At 72.4% G+C, this 14,986-nt stretch carries 12 protein-coding genes; 5 read left to right on the forward strand and 7 right to left on the reverse strand.

Annotation, left to right across the window (positions count from 1 at the left end; genetic code table 11):
* Window positions 1–3: 3 nt before the first annotated feature.
* From ACF1DX_RS00990 to ACF1DX_RS01010, 5 genes are all read right to left on the reverse strand, one after another.
* On the reverse strand, window positions 4–2,379 hold the full coding sequence (locus ACF1DX_RS00990) for a glycoside hydrolase domain-containing protein (RefSeq protein WP_391789138.1): 2,376 nt from the start codon (window positions 2,377–2,379) through the stop codon (window positions 4–6).
* Between the two features lie 493 nt (window positions 2,380–2,872).
* Window positions 2,873–4,240 carry an AAA family ATPase gene (locus ACF1DX_RS00995; RefSeq protein ID WP_391789139.1) on the reverse strand — a complete coding sequence of 456 codons (1,368 nt, stop codon included), beginning with the start codon at window positions 4,238–4,240 and terminating at the stop codon, window positions 2,873–2,875.
* Window positions 4,237–5,841, reverse strand: coding sequence for a hypothetical protein (locus tag ACF1DX_RS01000; protein ID WP_391789140.1), 1,605 nt, complete (start codon window positions 5,839–5,841; stop codon window positions 4,237–4,239). Before ACF1DX_RS01000 ends, ACF1DX_RS00995 begins: the two co-directional genes overlap by 4 nt.
* A complete protein-coding gene (locus ACF1DX_RS01005) occupies window positions 5,832–6,974 on the reverse strand; it encodes a hypothetical protein (RefSeq protein WP_391789711.1) in 1,143 nt (380 codons plus the stop codon). The genes ACF1DX_RS01000 and ACF1DX_RS01005 overlap by 10 nt, the downstream gene beginning before the upstream one ends.
* Window positions 6,925–7,884, reverse strand: coding sequence for a phosphatase PAP2 family protein (locus ACF1DX_RS01010; protein WP_391789141.1), 960 nt, complete (start codon window positions 7,882–7,884; stop codon window positions 6,925–6,927). The genes ACF1DX_RS01005 and ACF1DX_RS01010 overlap by 50 nt, the downstream gene beginning before the upstream one ends.
* A gap of 188 nt (window positions 7,885–8,072) precedes the next feature.
* On the opposite strand from ACF1DX_RS01010, the gene ACF1DX_RS01015 reads away from it, so the two are divergent.
* Entirely contained in the window at window positions 8,073–8,672 is a 600-nt protein-coding gene (locus ACF1DX_RS01015; protein ID WP_391789142.1) for a histidine phosphatase family protein, read from the forward strand.
* Between the two features lie 201 nt (window positions 8,673–8,873).
* Here ACF1DX_RS01015 and ACF1DX_RS01020 read toward each other — a convergent pair whose 3' ends face one another.
* Window positions 8,874–10,322, reverse strand: coding sequence for a hypothetical protein (locus tag ACF1DX_RS01020; protein WP_391789143.1), 1,449 nt, complete (start codon window positions 10,320–10,322; stop codon window positions 8,874–8,876).
* Window positions 10,323–10,578: 256 nt separating this feature from the next.
* Between ACF1DX_RS01020 and ACF1DX_RS01025 the strand changes: the two genes are divergently transcribed.
* The gene (locus ACF1DX_RS01025) at window positions 10,579–10,992 is read left to right on the forward strand and encodes a hypothetical protein (protein WP_391789144.1); all 414 of its coding nucleotides are present in this window, start codon (window positions 10,579–10,581) and stop codon (window positions 10,990–10,992) included.
* 126 nt (window positions 10,993–11,118) lie between these two features.
* A complete protein-coding gene (locus ACF1DX_RS01030) occupies window positions 11,119–11,988 on the forward strand; it encodes a spermidine synthase (RefSeq protein ID WP_391789145.1) in 870 nt (289 codons plus the stop codon).
* Window positions 11,989–12,134: 146 nt separating this feature from the next.
* On the opposite strand, the gene ACF1DX_RS01035 is transcribed toward ACF1DX_RS01030, so the two are convergent.
* On the reverse strand, window positions 12,135–12,692 hold the full coding sequence (locus ACF1DX_RS01035) for a hypothetical protein (protein ID WP_391789146.1): 558 nt from the start codon (window positions 12,690–12,692) through the stop codon (window positions 12,135–12,137).
* Window positions 12,693–12,802: 110 nt separating this feature from the next.
* Between ACF1DX_RS01035 and ACF1DX_RS01040 the strand changes: the two genes are divergently transcribed.
* Entirely contained in the window at window positions 12,803–13,531 is a 729-nt protein-coding gene (locus ACF1DX_RS01040) for a response regulator transcription factor (protein ID WP_391789147.1), read from the forward strand.
* Entirely contained in the window at window positions 13,528–14,940 is a 1,413-nt protein-coding gene (locus ACF1DX_RS01045; RefSeq protein ID WP_391789148.1) for a sensor histidine kinase, read from the forward strand. Before ACF1DX_RS01040 ends, ACF1DX_RS01045 begins: the two co-directional genes overlap by 4 nt.
* The last annotated feature ends 46 nt before the right edge of the window (window positions 14,941–14,986 follow it).

Raw genomic sequence — 14,986 nt, forward strand, 5'->3', positions numbered from 1 at the left:
AACCTACTTCTTCTCTGCTTCCTGCGCGTCGAGGAACTTCGCCCGGCGCGCCACCTGCTGGTCGATGAGTTTCTGCAGCGTCTCGGAGAAACCCGCGTAGAACTCGCTCATCACGGAGTCGGACTCGTTCCACGGTTCCTTGCCCACCGGGCAGTTCCTCTGGATGAGGAGCGCACGGGTGGAGGACAGCAGCGTGTCGTCCATCTGGTCCTCCAGGAACGCCTTCGCCGTCTCCCGGACGTTGCTCGTGACGCCGCCGAACCGGTAGAGCTTGAAGTCGCTGAAACGCGTCAGGTGGCCCGTTCCGATCAGGATCCTCCTCAGCTCCTGGACGATGTTCGTGTTGCCGTTCTTCAGGCGCTCGGCGATCAGGAACCCGTCGATGTCCTCGATGAGGTCGCCCAGCGCGAACGTCGACGCGACATCGGGCCTGCACAGCGTCTTGCGGCAGAAGTCCAGGGGCGACGCGTTGTCCGAGCGGCTCCATTCACCGTAGAACGTGAGCAGGTCCCCGCCCCAGCTCGCCAGGTCGGCGCGGTTCGCCTTGCCCGCCCCGGCGTTGCCCTTGAGGAAGTAACCACTGGCGCTCGCCGCGAGGTGGTCCGGATTGATGAGGGCGCCCATGGACGGGTCGGTGTACGTGTGCTTCTTCGGCTCGTCGAGCCCCCGGTCGGTGGCGTAGCCGATGAAGGCGTCGTCGACCTCGCCGAACAGCGCCCTCCACCGGGGGTCGGTGTACTTGTCCCAGCGCATGAACTGCAGCGAGAGCTCGTTCGGATCACCCTTGCCGTAGGAGACCGCGGCGTCGTACAGCCTCTCCACGTAGGCGATGAACTCGTCGACCGACGAACTGTCCGGATCGTTGACCGATGACTGCCCGGAGTCGGCGCCGGGGCGGTGCGCCACCGCGTCCAGGCCGAAGCTGTCCGAACCGTTGGGGAAGGTGTACTCCTTGATCTGGTTGAACGCCCAGTTCTGCGGCAACGGGAAGCCGAGGTTCCCGGAGAAGCCGTAGGACATGCCGGAGACGTACGCGTAAGGGACGTAGGTGGCCGCGGAGACGCTGGCGCACACGTTCCGCGAGCCGTAGACACCGGCGATGTACTTGCTGCTGTTGCTCTTGAGCGCGTCGTTCACCCCGGCGAAGTAATCGATGATCAGGTCCATGTCCGCCGAGGTGGCGTCGTAGTCCACGGCGAAGTAGATGACCGTGCCCCTGTTGAACCCGTACCCGGCGGCGCGGCCGTGGGCCAGGCTGCCGTGCAGGTAGCCGTTGCTGTACGTGAAGTCCGCGAGACTGCGCGCGTCGTACTGCCAGATGGGGATGACGTTCATGCCGGCGGAGAAGATGGCGTCCAGCTCGCCGGGCTGGATCTCCTTGTTCAGCGTGCTCCCGGGCGGCTCGTCCAGGTAGCGGCCGATGGCGCGGTACCCCTCCCGGTAGAGGGCTTCCGCCCGCTGGGGGGTGATGGTGAACCGGGTGTCACAGGAGGTGACCTTCCGGTCGGGGTTCCCGTAGGAGACGAGCAGTTGCGCCCAGGTGTCGAAGTCGGCCTGGCCGGTCACCTTGAGCGCGGAGAAACTCTGGAACTTCCTGACCCAGTCCGTGAGGTCCGCGTCGAACTGGTTGCCGAAGGTGGCGATGTCACCACTCGCGTTGGACGGGCCGTTCGCCACGCACGCGCCGGTGAAGAGCTGCACCCACGTGCCGCTGTCGCCCTCGGAGAGGGTGTGGGCCTTCAGGCCAGCCACGGTGCCGGGGCCGAAGACGCCGTTGGCCTGGTCCTCGGGGATGCCGGACTCGTACTGGATGGCCTTCATCAGAGCCTGCTGGACGTCCCGGGAGAAGAAGCCGTCGCACGGGCCGATGTAGAAGGTCGACTTCTCGAAGTAGCGGCCGTTGAGCCACTGCTGCATGAAGCGGATCTGTTCCAGTCCGCCGGACAGGAATATGTAGGCGTCCATGGTCAGCAGGGCCTTGAACACCTTCGGGCGCACCGTGCCGTTGAGATAGGTCGCGGAAAGGCCCATGTCCCGCATCATCGTGTTGATGCCCGTCTGGGTGGCCTGGGACATCTCCCCGTCGATGGCGCCCGCGCTGTAGCCCTTGCAGTACATCCCGCACTGGATGATCTTGACGATGTTCTTGTTGGACTCACCGACCTTGATGGCGCCCTTGGACTGCAGTCTCGACAATGTCGTCGGGCCGAACGCGTTGGACAGCGCCGTGATGCCGAGTTCGTGCTGCAGCGCACGGGTCAGGGCATACATGGTGTTCCAGCCGGTTTTACCGTCCTCCGTGACCGGGTTGTAGCCGGAAACGTTCTTGTAGGTGGCGTTGACCCACTTCTGGGCCTGGAGCACCATTTCGTCAGCCATTACGGCAAGCGACCTTTCGCTCGTGAAGAAGGCGGAGTGTTCTTCCGGGTGGGGCCGACGCCTCCCCGAGCTCAAGGAAGGGGCCGGAGGCTCACAGGGAGGAGATGGGAAGGGGACAGTGATGACCGACCGGGCGCGAGGCCAGGTTCATGGAAACCCCTTCCGGTCGGCCGGACGTGAAACGCGCTCACAGTTTCACTTGGAATGATCTTCCCTTCAAGGGATCCCCACAGCCGGGTTCCATGAAGTTCAAGAGTTGGCCGAAAAGTGGAACCCGGCGTCGGGAATGTGCTCTATCTGCCGGGAATTCCAGATGTCTCACCGGAAACAAAACCGATGGGGCATCTGTCGGATTGTCGGCGAAAATCCCCGTCAGTCGGGATCGATCATCAAGGGACTTCAACCGTTCGGGGATCCGCGCCCGTACGTGTTGAAGTCCTCCTGCCTGTGACAGCGGACGACGCCTTCTCGTCGCCGGGGACGACGCGTCTGCTCAAGCGGACGCGGACGGCGAGGGCCGCCAGGCCACCCGGTGTTCCGACAGGTGTGCCAGGACCGCGTGGTTCGCCTCCCAGCCGTCCGGGAACTTCACCAGCGTGCCCAACTGGACCGGTTCCGTGGACGGGTAGTCGTCCAACAGGTCGGTCACCCCCTCGCGGCAGACCACGACGCAGGCGTGGCGGTGGCGGGAGGCCAGGACGCACAGGCGGCCCGTCTCCAGGTGGAAGGCGGTGGCGTCGGGGCGGCCGGAAAGGGGGTGGAGGACCACCGTGACGTCGTACTCGCGGCCCTGGAGACGGTTGGCCGTGTCCACGGTGACGTCCGGCACGCCGAGTTCCGCGAGGGCAGCCCGTACCGCCGCCGCCTGGTCGCGGTGGGCGGTGCCCACGGCGATGCGGCCGGCGGTGAGGGGGGTGGGGTCCGGGGAGCGTTCGGAGGTTGCCGCTCCGCCCCGGTCCAGGAGGCGGCGGACCACCAGCGCGACCGCGCGCACCGCCTCCGGGTCCGTGCGCGGAGTGTGACGGGCGGGGAGTTCCAGCAGGCCCCAGCCGGATTCCGCCGCCTCGTCGATCACCCGGTCCGGGGCCGAACCGTCCGACGGGACACCGAAGGAGAGACGGCGGTCCCCGTGGTCCGTGCCGCTGCGGAACGGGGTGTACGGGTAGAAAGCGTCCGAGACCAGGGGGGCCGCCGACGCCGGGAGGCGCCAGGAGACCGGGAGGCGGTGCTGCGGCAGATCGGGGTTGTGGGCGAGGAGGGTCGTGACCGCTGACGCCGAAGGGTCGTACGACAGGCCCGCCCACTGCTCGCCGCCCACGATGGAGAACGGGTCCAACTGGCCCGGGTCGCCGACGAACAGCGCCCGCTCGAACAGTCCCGCCACGGCGAGCAGCGCGTCCGAGCGCATCTGGTACGCCTCGTCGACGATCGCGTGCTCCCACGGTTCGACGCCCTTGACGTGCGCCCACTTCGCCGCCGTGGAGATCACCACGGGCAGACCGGCGAGATCGGCCGCCTTCGCCGACGTGCGGACGTGGTCCAGCGCGTCGAGCGCCTTGTCGTAGGGGTCCGTGTCGCTGCTGTGCAGCCGGCCCACCGGCAGTTCCGGGTTCTTCTCGGCGAGGCGGAGGACCAGGTCGTCGACCTGGGCGTTGGTCTGCGCCACGACCATCAGGGGGCGGCCCGCCTCCGCCAGTTCCAGCGCCGCGCGCACCACCAGGGTGGACTTGCCGGCGCCGGGCGGGGAGTCGACGACCACGCCGCGCGCGGTGCCGCGCAGGGTGTCGCGGAGGATCGCGTCGGTGGCGCGGCCGGCCGCCGCGCCGGGGTCGAACACGGCCTGCTGGGCGGGGGCGGTCACAGCACGTCCTCCTCGGTCACCGGGTCGGCGGGCTCCGGTACGGCCGCCTCCTCACCGGGGGGTCCGCCATGGGTCCACGGCGTCTCCTCCGGGTCGGGCAACTTCGCGCCGCCGCGCGGTTCGTGCTCGAACAGCGTGAAGCACACGCGGTCGCCCTTCTCCGGGACCGAGCCCTCCTCCGGCTCCTTGCCCCGGCCCATCTTGTCCATGACGCGGAGAACCACCAGGCCGCCCTCCGGGCCGTCCTCGTAACCGACGAACTCCGCCGTCTGCGGTTTCCCGCCCAGCGAGCGGTACACCCGCACCCGCTCCCCGAGGTGCGGGCGGTCGTCCGTGCGGACGGTGACCAGCGGGCGGGGGCTCGGACGCCTGCTCTCGCTGTACGCCATCACCACGTCGACCACCTCGCCCGCGAACGCCTCCCCGGACAGCCGCCGGGCCGCCATCGCCAGCGGGTCGTCGAGCGCCTCCTGCGCATCGAGGCGGGCCTGCTCCCGCTCGCGCGTGGCGAGCTTGTTCGCCGCGGTGACCGCGTCGTCGCGGCGCGGCTGCGGTGGCTCACCGGCCGCCACCCGGTCCCGGTGGCCGGTGAACGACCAGCGGTCGCGCGTCCAGCGTTCCTCGACGCGCGCCCCCTCCGGGAGCTCCGCCAGCAGGTCGAGGCCCCGCCACACCGCGTCCCACGTGGGGCGCGTACGGCTCTCCACCAGCGCGCGGATCTCCCGCTCGGCGGCGGTCAGCGCGCCGAGGCGGTCGTCGGCCTCCAGGCCGTCCTCCGCCGCCGCGAGCGCCGTACGGGCCCGGTCGTAACGCTCGATGGCCGGGGCGAGCAGCTTGTTGTCGAACGCCGGGTCGGTCGCCGGGCCCGCGGGCGGGCACAGCAGCTGGCCGGCCGCGTCCCGCGCGAGTTCCGCCTCCTGCGCGGCCTCCGCCCCCGAGCGTCCCTCGGGCGGGTCGATCCAGGCGAGCAGCGCCCCCAGGTGCTGGTCCTCCAGGGAGGACTGCCCGGTCGCCCAGTGCCGGGCCAGTACGTCGCTCATGGCCAGCAGCAGCGAGGAACCGGGCACCCGGGCCCGCTCCCCGAAGTGCGTCAGCCACCGCCCGAGCAACGGCACCCGGGGCGGCGCCGGGAACGGGGCCTCCGGATCCTGCTCCGCCGTGCGCCGGAACCGCATGGACCGGCCCAGGAGCCGTACGAGGTCGATGCCGGCCCGGGACGGCACGATCAGCTGGGGCGCGTCCGCGCACAGCTCCACCTCGACCTTGACCCGCTTGCCGGTCTCCGGGTCGGTCTCGGCGCGCTCGGCGGCCTCCACGACGTCCGCGAAACCGTCGACGTACGGCAGCACCACGTCGGCCAGCTCGGCCAGGAACGCGAAACGGAGGTCACGGTCGCGCGGCTGCGGTACGACGAGCAGCCGGGGCGCGTCCCGGTCGGTGCCCACCAGCGCGCCGAGCGGGGCGCCCGCCTCACCGGCGGTGATGAGCGGCACGAACACCAGGGGGCGCGCGGAGAGGTGCCGGTGCCGGACGGTGGCGGCGGGCTGGGCGCGGCCGGTGCTGACGGCCTCCAGACGGGCGAGGGTGGCGATCAGGGACAAGGAGCCACCTCCAGCGGGGCCGCCGCCTCCAGTGCCTCCGCGCGCAGGGCCGCAGCCCTGCGCAGGGCCGCCACCGCGGGGTCGTCGGGGTCACCGGCCTCTCCGCGGGCCGCCGCCAGCACCTCCCCGACCGTCGTCAGACCACCCAGCTCCGCCCGTACCGGACGGCCCAGGCGGGTCACCGCGTCCTGCGCGCGGGAACGGTCCCGGCAGTGGAAGGCCAGCTCGCACGCGGACAGGCACTCCGGCGCGTAGGTCGCCGGGACCGCCTCCACGGCCTCGGCCAGCCGCTCGGCGGGCAGCTCCGGCGAGAAGCACGTGCCCTCGGGGAGCGTGTCGGCGATCTCCTCGATCCTGGTCAGCCGCTCCAGCTGACGGGCGGTCACCGCGCGCTGCCTGCGCACGTCCACGGCGGACGCGGTCGGCAGGTTGGAGAAGTCCTTCGGGCACACCAGCAGGATCCGGTGGCGTACGCGCGGGGCCGGATCCAGCCGCGCGGCCAGCCGCTCCAGGGCCAGCACGTACACCGCCGCCTGGCGCGCCGCCGCGCCGACCTTCGCCGGGTCCGCGGCACCGTCCAGCATCGGGAAGGACTTGATCTCCACGACCGTCCAACTGCCGTCCGGGTGCACCACCACCGCGTCCGGCTCCAGGAAGGCGGGGGAGCCCGCGACGTCGAGCGCGAGCATCGGGTGGTCGAGCAGCGTCCACGTGCCGGGCGCCTCGCCGGCCTCGCGCAGCGCCAGCTCCGTACGGGCCGTGCGGCCCCGCGGGCCCTGGGCGGTCAGATCGGGCACGCGCGCGCCGGCGGGCGGTTCGGCCGCGCGGTCCAGCTTCTCGTGGGCGAGGCGCAGCAGTTCCGTACCGCCGTCCGCCTTGACCTTCGCCTCGAACGCGTTGCCCCGTACGAACGCGAACTGGGACTGGCCGAAGACCGACGGTGAGCCCAACGCGTCGGCCAGCACCGCCTTGTTCACCCCGGCGCCGTCGAGGATCGCGCGCCGTCTGCAGCCCGGGTTGGCGGCGAGGGCGGCCAGGGCGCGCGCGTCCAGCGCCTTGGCCGGGACCTCCGGGCCGCGCAGCTCAGCGAGCCGGTGCCGGAGCTCCTTCTCCCGCGTCCGAGGGGGAGGCACCCGGTTCGGTTCCTGTTCCGTACCGTGGCTCGGGGTGCCGCTGCCGTGGAATTTGCTCACCCGCGGAAGTGTGGCATCCGGCACTGACATTCGGGGAACCCGTGGCGGAGGAGTCCGCGGGGGCGGCTGTGACGCGGGGCAGGAGACGGGCCTTCACCCGGTCCGCGTACCGCGTCACGACCGGGGCGAGCAGCAGGCCGGCGCCCATGACGGCGGCGCCCGCGGCCGCGTCGAGGAAGTAGTGGTTCGCGGTGCCCATCACCACGATCGTGGTCACCAGCGGATAGACGACGGCGGCCGTCCTCGTCAGGCGCGTGCGCCCGTACCGCCAGAGGATCACTCCGCACCACAGCGCCCAGCCCACGTGCAGGCTCGGCATCGCCGCGTACTGGTTCGTCATCCCGCCGAGCCCGCGCGGGGCGCTCGCCTCGCCGCCCCACCAGCCGTACGAGCTGTAGTGCGCCATCGTGTCGACGAAGCCGTGGCCCGCGTCGAGCAGCCGGGGCGGGCAGGTGGGCAGCAGGGTGAAGCCGATCAGACCGATGAAGGTGGACGTCATCAGCCAGGTGCGGGCGGCACGGAAGTGCACCGCGCGGGAGCGGAACAGCCAGATCAGGATCGCCGGGGTCACCAGGTAGTGCAGCGACGCGTACCAGAAGTCGGCGGGTATGCCGAGCCACGGCTCACGGGTGAAGAGACGGTTCAGCGGATGCTCGGCGTTGAGATACAGCGCCTTCTCGATGCGCAGGATCGCCAGGCCGTGGTCGACGGCGTCGGAGACGTCGCCGCGGACGAGCAGCCGGCCCGCCGAGTAGCAGGCGTACACCAGGAGGATGAGCGGCAGTTCCGTCCACCAGCGCAGCCGGGTCGCCGGGGCAGCCTCGGTGCCTGCTGTCTCGGTGTACGGCATCCGATCGCTCCCCCTTTGTTCTCGCGCGGTGCTCCGTTCAGCGGCCAGCCACTCTACGGTGTGCGCGCGTCCCCCGTGACACGTCCTCGGCCCTGAGAGACGCACGGATCGCCCCCCGGGTTGCCCGTGTCCAGGGTGCGCGATGATGGGAGGGTCCCGCCTGCGAATTTTCACCCGGAAGGTCTCCCATGGCACCGCGCATCCTGCTGGCCCGGCACGGACAGACCGAGTGGTCGCTGTCCGGCAAGCACACCGGCAGGACCGATGTGCCGCTCATGGAGGAGGGCCGGCGGGGCGCCGAGCTGCTCGGCGAGCGTCTGCGCCGGGCGCCGTACGACGGGCTGCCCGGTGTCGAGGTGCGCACCAGTCCGCTGGTCCGCGCGCGGGAGACGTGCGAGCTGGCCGGGTTCGGTGAGCGCGCGGAGAACTGGGACACGCTCATGGAGTGGGACTACGGGGCGTACGAGGGGATGACGCCGGCGGAGATACAGGCGGTGCGGCCCGGGTGGCTGATCTGGCGGGACGGGGTCCCGGAGGGGGAGACCCTGGCCGAGGTGACGGCTCGCGCGGACGAGGTGGTGGCCTGGGCCCGGTCCGCCGACCGTGACGTGCTGGTCTTCGCGCACGGGCACATGCTGCGTTCGATCGGTGCGCGCTGGCTCGGTCTGCCGATCGGTTTCGCGGCGCGTATCCGGCTGAACCCGACCTCCCTGTCGGTGCTGGGCTGGGCGTACGGGGAGCCGGCCGTGGAGTCCTGGAACGAGACGGGGCATCTGGCGGCTGCGTGACGGCTGCCTGACGGCCGGCTGCGGGGCCCGGTGCTCTACAGGGGGCCCTGTGCGAGGCCTGGGCGGGGGCGGGTCGCGCTGCCCGGCGCTTACGGGGTGCCGCCGCGCCCACCCGTGCCGCCCCAGCGGCACGATTGCCCGCAGCTGCCGGGGGTGGGGTGTCGCCCCGGCGGCAGGACTGGCCGGGGGGCGTCGGATCGTTCACACCGCGCGGGGGAACGATTCGTGGCGGTCCAGGAAGGCCGATACGCCCGATGCCCGGCGGTGGGGGAGCAGTACGCGGGACGTGCCCGCCAGCATGGTGCGGACCCGGGACGACTGGACCTCGGTCAGCAGGTCCAGGACCTGCATCCCGGCCTCCGCCGCCTCGTCCGGGCGGCCCCCGCGGGCCAGGTCGTCCGCCAGCTCCGCCGTGTACAACGCGATGTTGCGGGTGAAGTGCGGGTCCTGGAGTTCCGCCGCCCGCCGTGCGTGCCGGGCCGCGCGCGGCCAGTCGCCCAGCGTCGACCAGCACTGCGCCTCCAGGCCCTCCAGTTCGGCCTCCCCGTAGAAGCTCATCCACTCCGGGTCCGCCTCCGACGGCCCGCGCTCGAAGTAGGCCCCCGCCCGGGCCAGCGCCTGCTCGCAGCCCGTACGGTCGGCGAGCCCCGCCCAGCCGCCCGCCTCCCGCAGCGCCAGCAGCGACATCAGCCGCGGGGAGCCGAGCGGGCGCGCGGCCCGCTGCGCGGCCTGCGCCGCCCGTACCGCCTCCCGGGGCCGGCCCGCGTCCCGCGCGAGGAACGCCGTATTGCAGAAGGCGTGTGCCTCCACACCCGGATCCCCGGTCACCCGCGCGGTCGCCAGCGCCTCCGCGTAGTGCGAGCGCGCGTCGTCGAAGCGGCCCGAGTCGTGCGCCAGCCAGCCCACCGAGATGGCCAGCTCCCCGGCGCCCGAGTACAGCCGGTCCGCCGTCCGCTGCCGGGTCGTCCCCGCGTCCAGCAGCGCGTAGGCGGCGCGCAGGGGTGCCGCCGCGCGGCGGTACAGCCCGTCCGCCCCGTGCCGGTCGTCCAGCAGCCGGATGCGGCGGACGGCCTCCTCCAGGGCACCCGCGTCGCTCGCCCCCGCGCGGCGCACGGCGCGCTGTGGCGCCGAGGCGTCGGGGGCGAACCCGTACGGGCCCAGCGAGGCGGAGGCCACGGTGGCGCCCCCGCCGGTCATGAATGCGCGACGCAGCACGTCGCTCTCCTCGTGGTCGTGCGTGTCGTACGTGTCGTACCGGTCCTGCGTCTCATACGGCTCGTACGCCCCGCTGTTCTCAGTCGTGGCGTTCGCCGGGTTCTCGGTGGGGGCCGGGGGCGTACCCCCGGCGGTCCGCGCTCCGCGCCCGCGCACCGACGAGCGGGGCGCGAAGCCCAGGTCGGTCAGCGTGCGGCCGGGGAACATGTGCAGGAACACCCGTTCATAGGCGTAGTTGGGACAGCGGATCTCGCCCGCCTCCACCCGGTGCACGTACCGCGCGTCACAGCTCACCCGCTCGCCGATCTCGCGGGCGGCCCGCCGGACCACCGCGGCGAACTCGGCCGGCGAGCGCGGTCCGCGCAGTTGCCGGAAGACGAGGTTCGGCCGCGGGGGCCGAGGGGGCTGGGACGAGGGCACCGTTGACGACGCCATGGCCGGGTCCTCTCTGCGAACCGTCGAACCATGCCGGAATCGGGGTGATTTGTGCGTGTGCTGCCCTGTTTCCGGCGGGCTAGAACGTACCTGTTGTGACGGAGTCACTACGCGAAGTTTGGCAACAATCCGGATATGTCATCCGCGATCTGCCATGAACTGCCATCCTTTGCGGCGGACTTTCGTCGTAGCCGTTGACGTGGCGGCTCGTTGGGCCCTGTGTACCGGGGGCCCTATGCGTGCGGTGGAGGCCGGGATGACGACCAGTCGGAGCAGGGATTCTTCAGAGCTGACGGGGCCGGCAGAGCTGCCTGAGCCGCCGAGTGCGGACTGTGACGTGGTCACGGTTCCGGCGCGGCAGGGTCTGGAGGCGGTCGACATCCTGCGGCGGGCGGTGGGGGACGCGGTGGGGCCGGTGCTGCATGACGGCGGGTGCGACACGCTGGGGTTTCTGGTGCCTCCGGGGACGGCGGCCGCGTGGGACGTGCCGGGCAGTGTCTGTACGGAGACCGACGGGTGCGGTCTGACGCTGCCGCCGGAGCCCTCGGGGGCGGGGACGGACTGGCTGCTTCCTCCGGGGGAGGTGGAACCGGCGACGGATCCCGAGGCGTTGCGGGAGGCGCTGGACGAGGCCCAGCGGATGATCGAGGCCGCGGACGGGGGTGCGTGAGGTCCGGGTCCGGGGAGGGTTTCCGCCCCCGCCGCCCTCACCCGTCCCGCCCCGGGGACGCTGCCCCCGGACCCCCGCTCCTCAAGCGCCGGAGGGGCTGGGAACGGGGCCTGGGACAATGGGGGAATGGGAAGGGCCAGGAACAGCGGGCGTAAACAGACAGCCGTCGAGGGTCTCGTCGAGCAGGTCGACGGCGGGGTCGCCCGGCTCGTTCCGGACCGGGACCGGGTGCGGGGCTGGACGCTGTTGATCGACGGGGCGCCGCAGTCGCACGTCGACCTCGATGACCCGGCGCATCTGTCCTTCGAGTACCAGCGCCGGTTCGGCCATGTCGTCGATCTCGCCGCCCCGCCCGGCAAGCCCCTGCAGGCCGTGCACCTCGGCGGTGGCGCCTTCACCCTCGCCCGGTACGTCGCCGCCACCCGGCCCCGCTCCACCCAGCAGGTCGTCGAACGGGACGCGGCGCTGGTGCGACTGGTCCGGCGGGAACTGCCGCTGGACCCGAAGGCCCGCGTCCGGGTGCGTTCGGTGGACGCCCGTGAAGGGCTCGCCAAGGTGCCGGACGGCTGGGCCGGGCTCGTCGTCGCCGACGTCTTCAGCGGGGCCCGCACCCCCGCCCACCTCACCTCGGCCGAGTTCCTCGACGACGTCCGCAGGGCCCTCGCCCCCGGCGGGGTCTACGCCGCCAACCTCGCCGACGGGCCGCCCCTCGCACATCTGCGCGGCCAGATCGCCACCGCCGCCGCCCGGTTCGCCGAACTCGCGCTGATCGCCGACCCCGCGGTGCTGCGCGGCAAACGCTTCGGCAACGCCGTCCTGGTCGCCTCCGACGCGCCCCTGCCGATCGCCGAGCTGACCCGCCGGGCCGCCTCCGACCCGCACCCGGCCCGCGTCCAGCACGGCAGGGACCTCATCGACTTCACCGGCGGGGCCACCCCCGTGACGGACCGGTCGGCGGTCGCCTCACCGGCGCCACCCGCGTCCGTGTTCGGGTGACCGGGCCGGCCGGTGCGTACGGGCCCCGGGCCGGTCGTGCCCTCGGTGTCGCGTGCGCCTGAGGCCCGGTGACGGGACAGGTCCGTACGGAGACAGGTGCGTACGGGGCAGGGACCACCCCTCCGCGTCACCCGTGACGGAACCCCTCAGTACGTACCGATCTCCACCCGCGGCGGCCCGTCGTGCCAGGTGCAGAAGACCGACACCCGGTCCGCGCCCGAGGTGAACTCCACCCGGATCCACGACTCCGTCTTCCACACCTGCATCGACCAGCCGGCCCCCGGTGTCGCCGACACCAGCGACGCGGAGGTCTCGCCGAGGTCGAACACCGCCCGGCCGCCCTTGGTGTCATAGCCCTTCACCTGGCCGGAGGCGGCCGGAGCGGCGGAGGAGGGAGAGGGGGAGGGCGGGGGCGTGTCGGTCCGGGACGGCTTCGGATCCGGTGCGGGGGACGACGCCCCGTCGGGCTTCGCCGACGGCTTCCGCGTCTCCGCGGGCTCCTTCGAACGCCGCTTCGCCTCCGCCGGCCGCCGCGTCGAGGACGACACCGCCTGCGACTTCTCCCCGGCCGCCGCGATGGGCAGGGCGCGGGGCGGGTCGTAGGCGGTGCCCTCCATCACCGTGCTGACACCCCACCACGACAGCGTGACCGCCGCGCCCGTGGCGAGCAGCCAGGCCAGTACATGTACGAGTCCTCTGCGCATCGTCGGGCCATACTGCCTCATCCACCTCAGGAGTGTCGCGGCCGCGGAGGTTCCCGGAGTTGTCCACAGGCCCGCACCCGGTCCGCCCGGCATGGCGTACGGTGCGGCGCATGGCAAGTGTTCTCGTGGTCGAGGACGACCAGTTCGTCCGCTCGGCGCTCATCCGGCAGCTCACCGACGCCTCGCACACCGTGCGCAGCGTGGGCACGGCGCTGGAGGCGCTGCGTGAGGTCGCCCACCACCGTTTCGACGTGGTCGTCCTGGACCTCGGACTGCCCGATCTCGACGGCTCCGAGGCCCTGAAGATGCTGCGCGGCATCACCGACGTACCGGTGATCATCGCGACCGCACGGGACGACGAGACCGAGATCGTCCGGCTGCTCAACGCCGGCGCGGACGACTATCTGACCAAGCCCTTCTCGGTGGAGCACCTCTCGGCCCGGATGGCGGCCGTGCTGCGCCGGGCCCGGGCCGGCGGAGGGGAGGCGGCACCCTCCCCGGTCATCCGGGTCGGCGGCCTGACCGTCGACCCGCTGCGCCGCCAGGCCGAACTGGACGGCATACGGCTCGACCTGACCCGGCGCGAGTTCGACCTGCTCGCCTTCCTCGCCGGACGGCCCGGCGTGGTCGTCCCCCGCAAGGAGCTGCTCGCCGAGGTGTGGCAGCAGTCCTACGGCGACGACCAGACCATCGACGTCCATCTGTCCTGGCTGCGCCGGAAGCTGGGGGAGACCGCCGCCCGTCCCCGCTATCTGCACACCCTGCGGGGCGTCGGCGTGAAGCTGGAACCCCCGGCCGCGCAGGCGCCGCACACACCCGGAGCGGAGCCGCCGCGATGAGATGGGCCCTGGTGAAGGTGTCGCTGGCGGTGACCGTGATGGTCGTGGTCGCCTTCGCGGTGCCGCTCGGTCTGGTCATCCGGGAGATGGCCCGTGACCGTGCCTTCTCCAACGCCGAGCGGGAGGCGGCGGCCGTCGCCCCCGCGCTGTCCATCACCACCGACCGCGACCAGCTCGAACGCGTCGTCGCCTCCGTCGGTTCCGACGCCGCGATGGCCGTGCACATCCCGGCCGGCGACGGCAGCGAGGCCCACGACATGGGGCAGCGGCGGGCCACCGAGGAGGACATCGCGACCGTGCGGGAACTGGGACGTGTCTCCACCTCCCCCGTCACCGGCGGTTCGGCCCTGCTCCAGCCGGTCGCGCTGAGCAGCGGCGAGATCGCCGTCGTCGAGGTGTTCGTGCCCGAGTCCGAGGTCACCAACGGCGTCGACACGGCCTGGGCGGTGCTCGCCGGGGTCGGGGTCGCGCTGATCCTCGGCTCGGTCGCGGTCGCCGACCGGCTGGGCGTACGGATGGTGCGGCCCGCGCAGCGGCTGGTGGAGGGGGCGCACGAACTGGGGGAGGGCAAGCTGGGAGCCCGGGTGCCCGAGGACGGGCCGACCGAACTGCGGCTGGCGGCGGTGGCGTTCAACTCCATGGCCGACCAGGTCGTCCAACTGCTCGCCAACGAGCGGGAACTGGCCGCCGACCTGTCCCACCGGCTGCGTACGCCGCTGACCGTGCTGCGGCTCAACGCCGCCTCCCTCGGCGACGGTCCGGCCGCCGAGCAGACCCGGGCGGCGGTCGAGCAGCTGGAGCGGGAGGTGGACACCATCATCCGCACCGCCCGCGACGCCAAGCCGCAGACGGCCGCCGCCGGACCCGGCGCCGGCTGCGACGCGGCCGAAGTGGTGCGGGAGAGGATGGCGTTCTGGTCGGCGCTCGCCGAGGACGAGGGCCGCAAATGGCGGGTGGCCGGCGCCGACCGGCCGGTGCGGATACCCGTGGCCCGCGCCGACCTGGCCGCCGCCCTCGACGCGCTGCTCGGCAATGTCTTCCGGCACACCGCCGAGGGCACCGCGTTCGCGGTCGACGTGCACAACGGCGAGGACGCGGTGATCGTGCTGGTCTCCGACGCGGGCCCCGGCATACCCGACCCCGAGGCGGCGATGGCCCGCGGCCGGGGCTCCGGCAGCGACGGCTCGACCGGGCTCGGCCTGGACATCGTGCGCCGGCTCGCGGAGTCGACCGGCGGGGACGTACGGATCGGCTCGTCGGTGCTCGGCGGGACCGAGGTGCGGATCTGGATCCAGCTCGACGGACGCGAGCGCGAGCCCCGGCGGCGCGGGCACCGGGGGACCGTGCGCCGCCGTCGCGGACCGGGCAGGCTGGTCGCCTCCTTTAACCGCCCCCGATCCCTTCCTTAAGCGCACCCTAAGATCATCGACGGCCTCCCGGATCAGGAACTTTGTC

This window comes from Streptomyces sp. NPDC014676, assembly GCF_043084105.1.
In the GTDB taxonomy this organism is placed as follows: Bacteria; Actinomycetota; Actinomycetes; order Streptomycetales; family Streptomycetaceae; genus Streptomyces.

Bases quoted from the DNA above. Each gene is read 5' to 3' on its own strand.
- ACF1DX_RS00990 (WP_391789138.1), bottom strand. From the start codon at position 2,379: ATGGCTGACGAAATGGTGCTCCAGGCCCAGAAGTGGGTCAACGCCACC.
- ACF1DX_RS01010 (WP_391789141.1), bottom strand. From the start codon at position 7,884: ATGCCGTACACCGAGACAGCAGGCACCGAGGCTGCCCCGGCGACCCGG.
- ACF1DX_RS01015 (WP_391789142.1), top strand. From the start codon at position 8,073: ATGGCACCGCGCATCCTGCTGGCCCGGCACGGACAGACCGAGTGGTCG.
- ACF1DX_RS01020 (WP_391789143.1), bottom strand. From the start codon at position 10,322: ATGGCGTCGTCAACGGTGCCCTCGTCCCAGCCCCCTCGGCCCCCGCGG.
- ACF1DX_RS01025 (WP_391789144.1), top strand. From the start codon at position 10,579: ATGACGACCAGTCGGAGCAGGGATTCTTCAGAGCTGACGGGGCCGGCA.
- ACF1DX_RS01030 (WP_391789145.1), top strand. From the start codon at position 11,119: ATGGGAAGGGCCAGGAACAGCGGGCGTAAACAGACAGCCGTCGAGGGT.
- ACF1DX_RS01035 (WP_391789146.1), bottom strand. From the start codon at position 12,692: ATGCGCAGAGGACTCGTACATGTACTGGCCTGGCTGCTCGCCACGGGC.
- ACF1DX_RS01040 (WP_391789147.1), top strand. From the start codon at position 12,803: ATGGCAAGTGTTCTCGTGGTCGAGGACGACCAGTTCGTCCGCTCGGCG.
- ACF1DX_RS01045 (WP_391789148.1), top strand. From the start codon at position 13,528: ATGAGATGGGCCCTGGTGAAGGTGTCGCTGGCGGTGACCGTGATGGTC.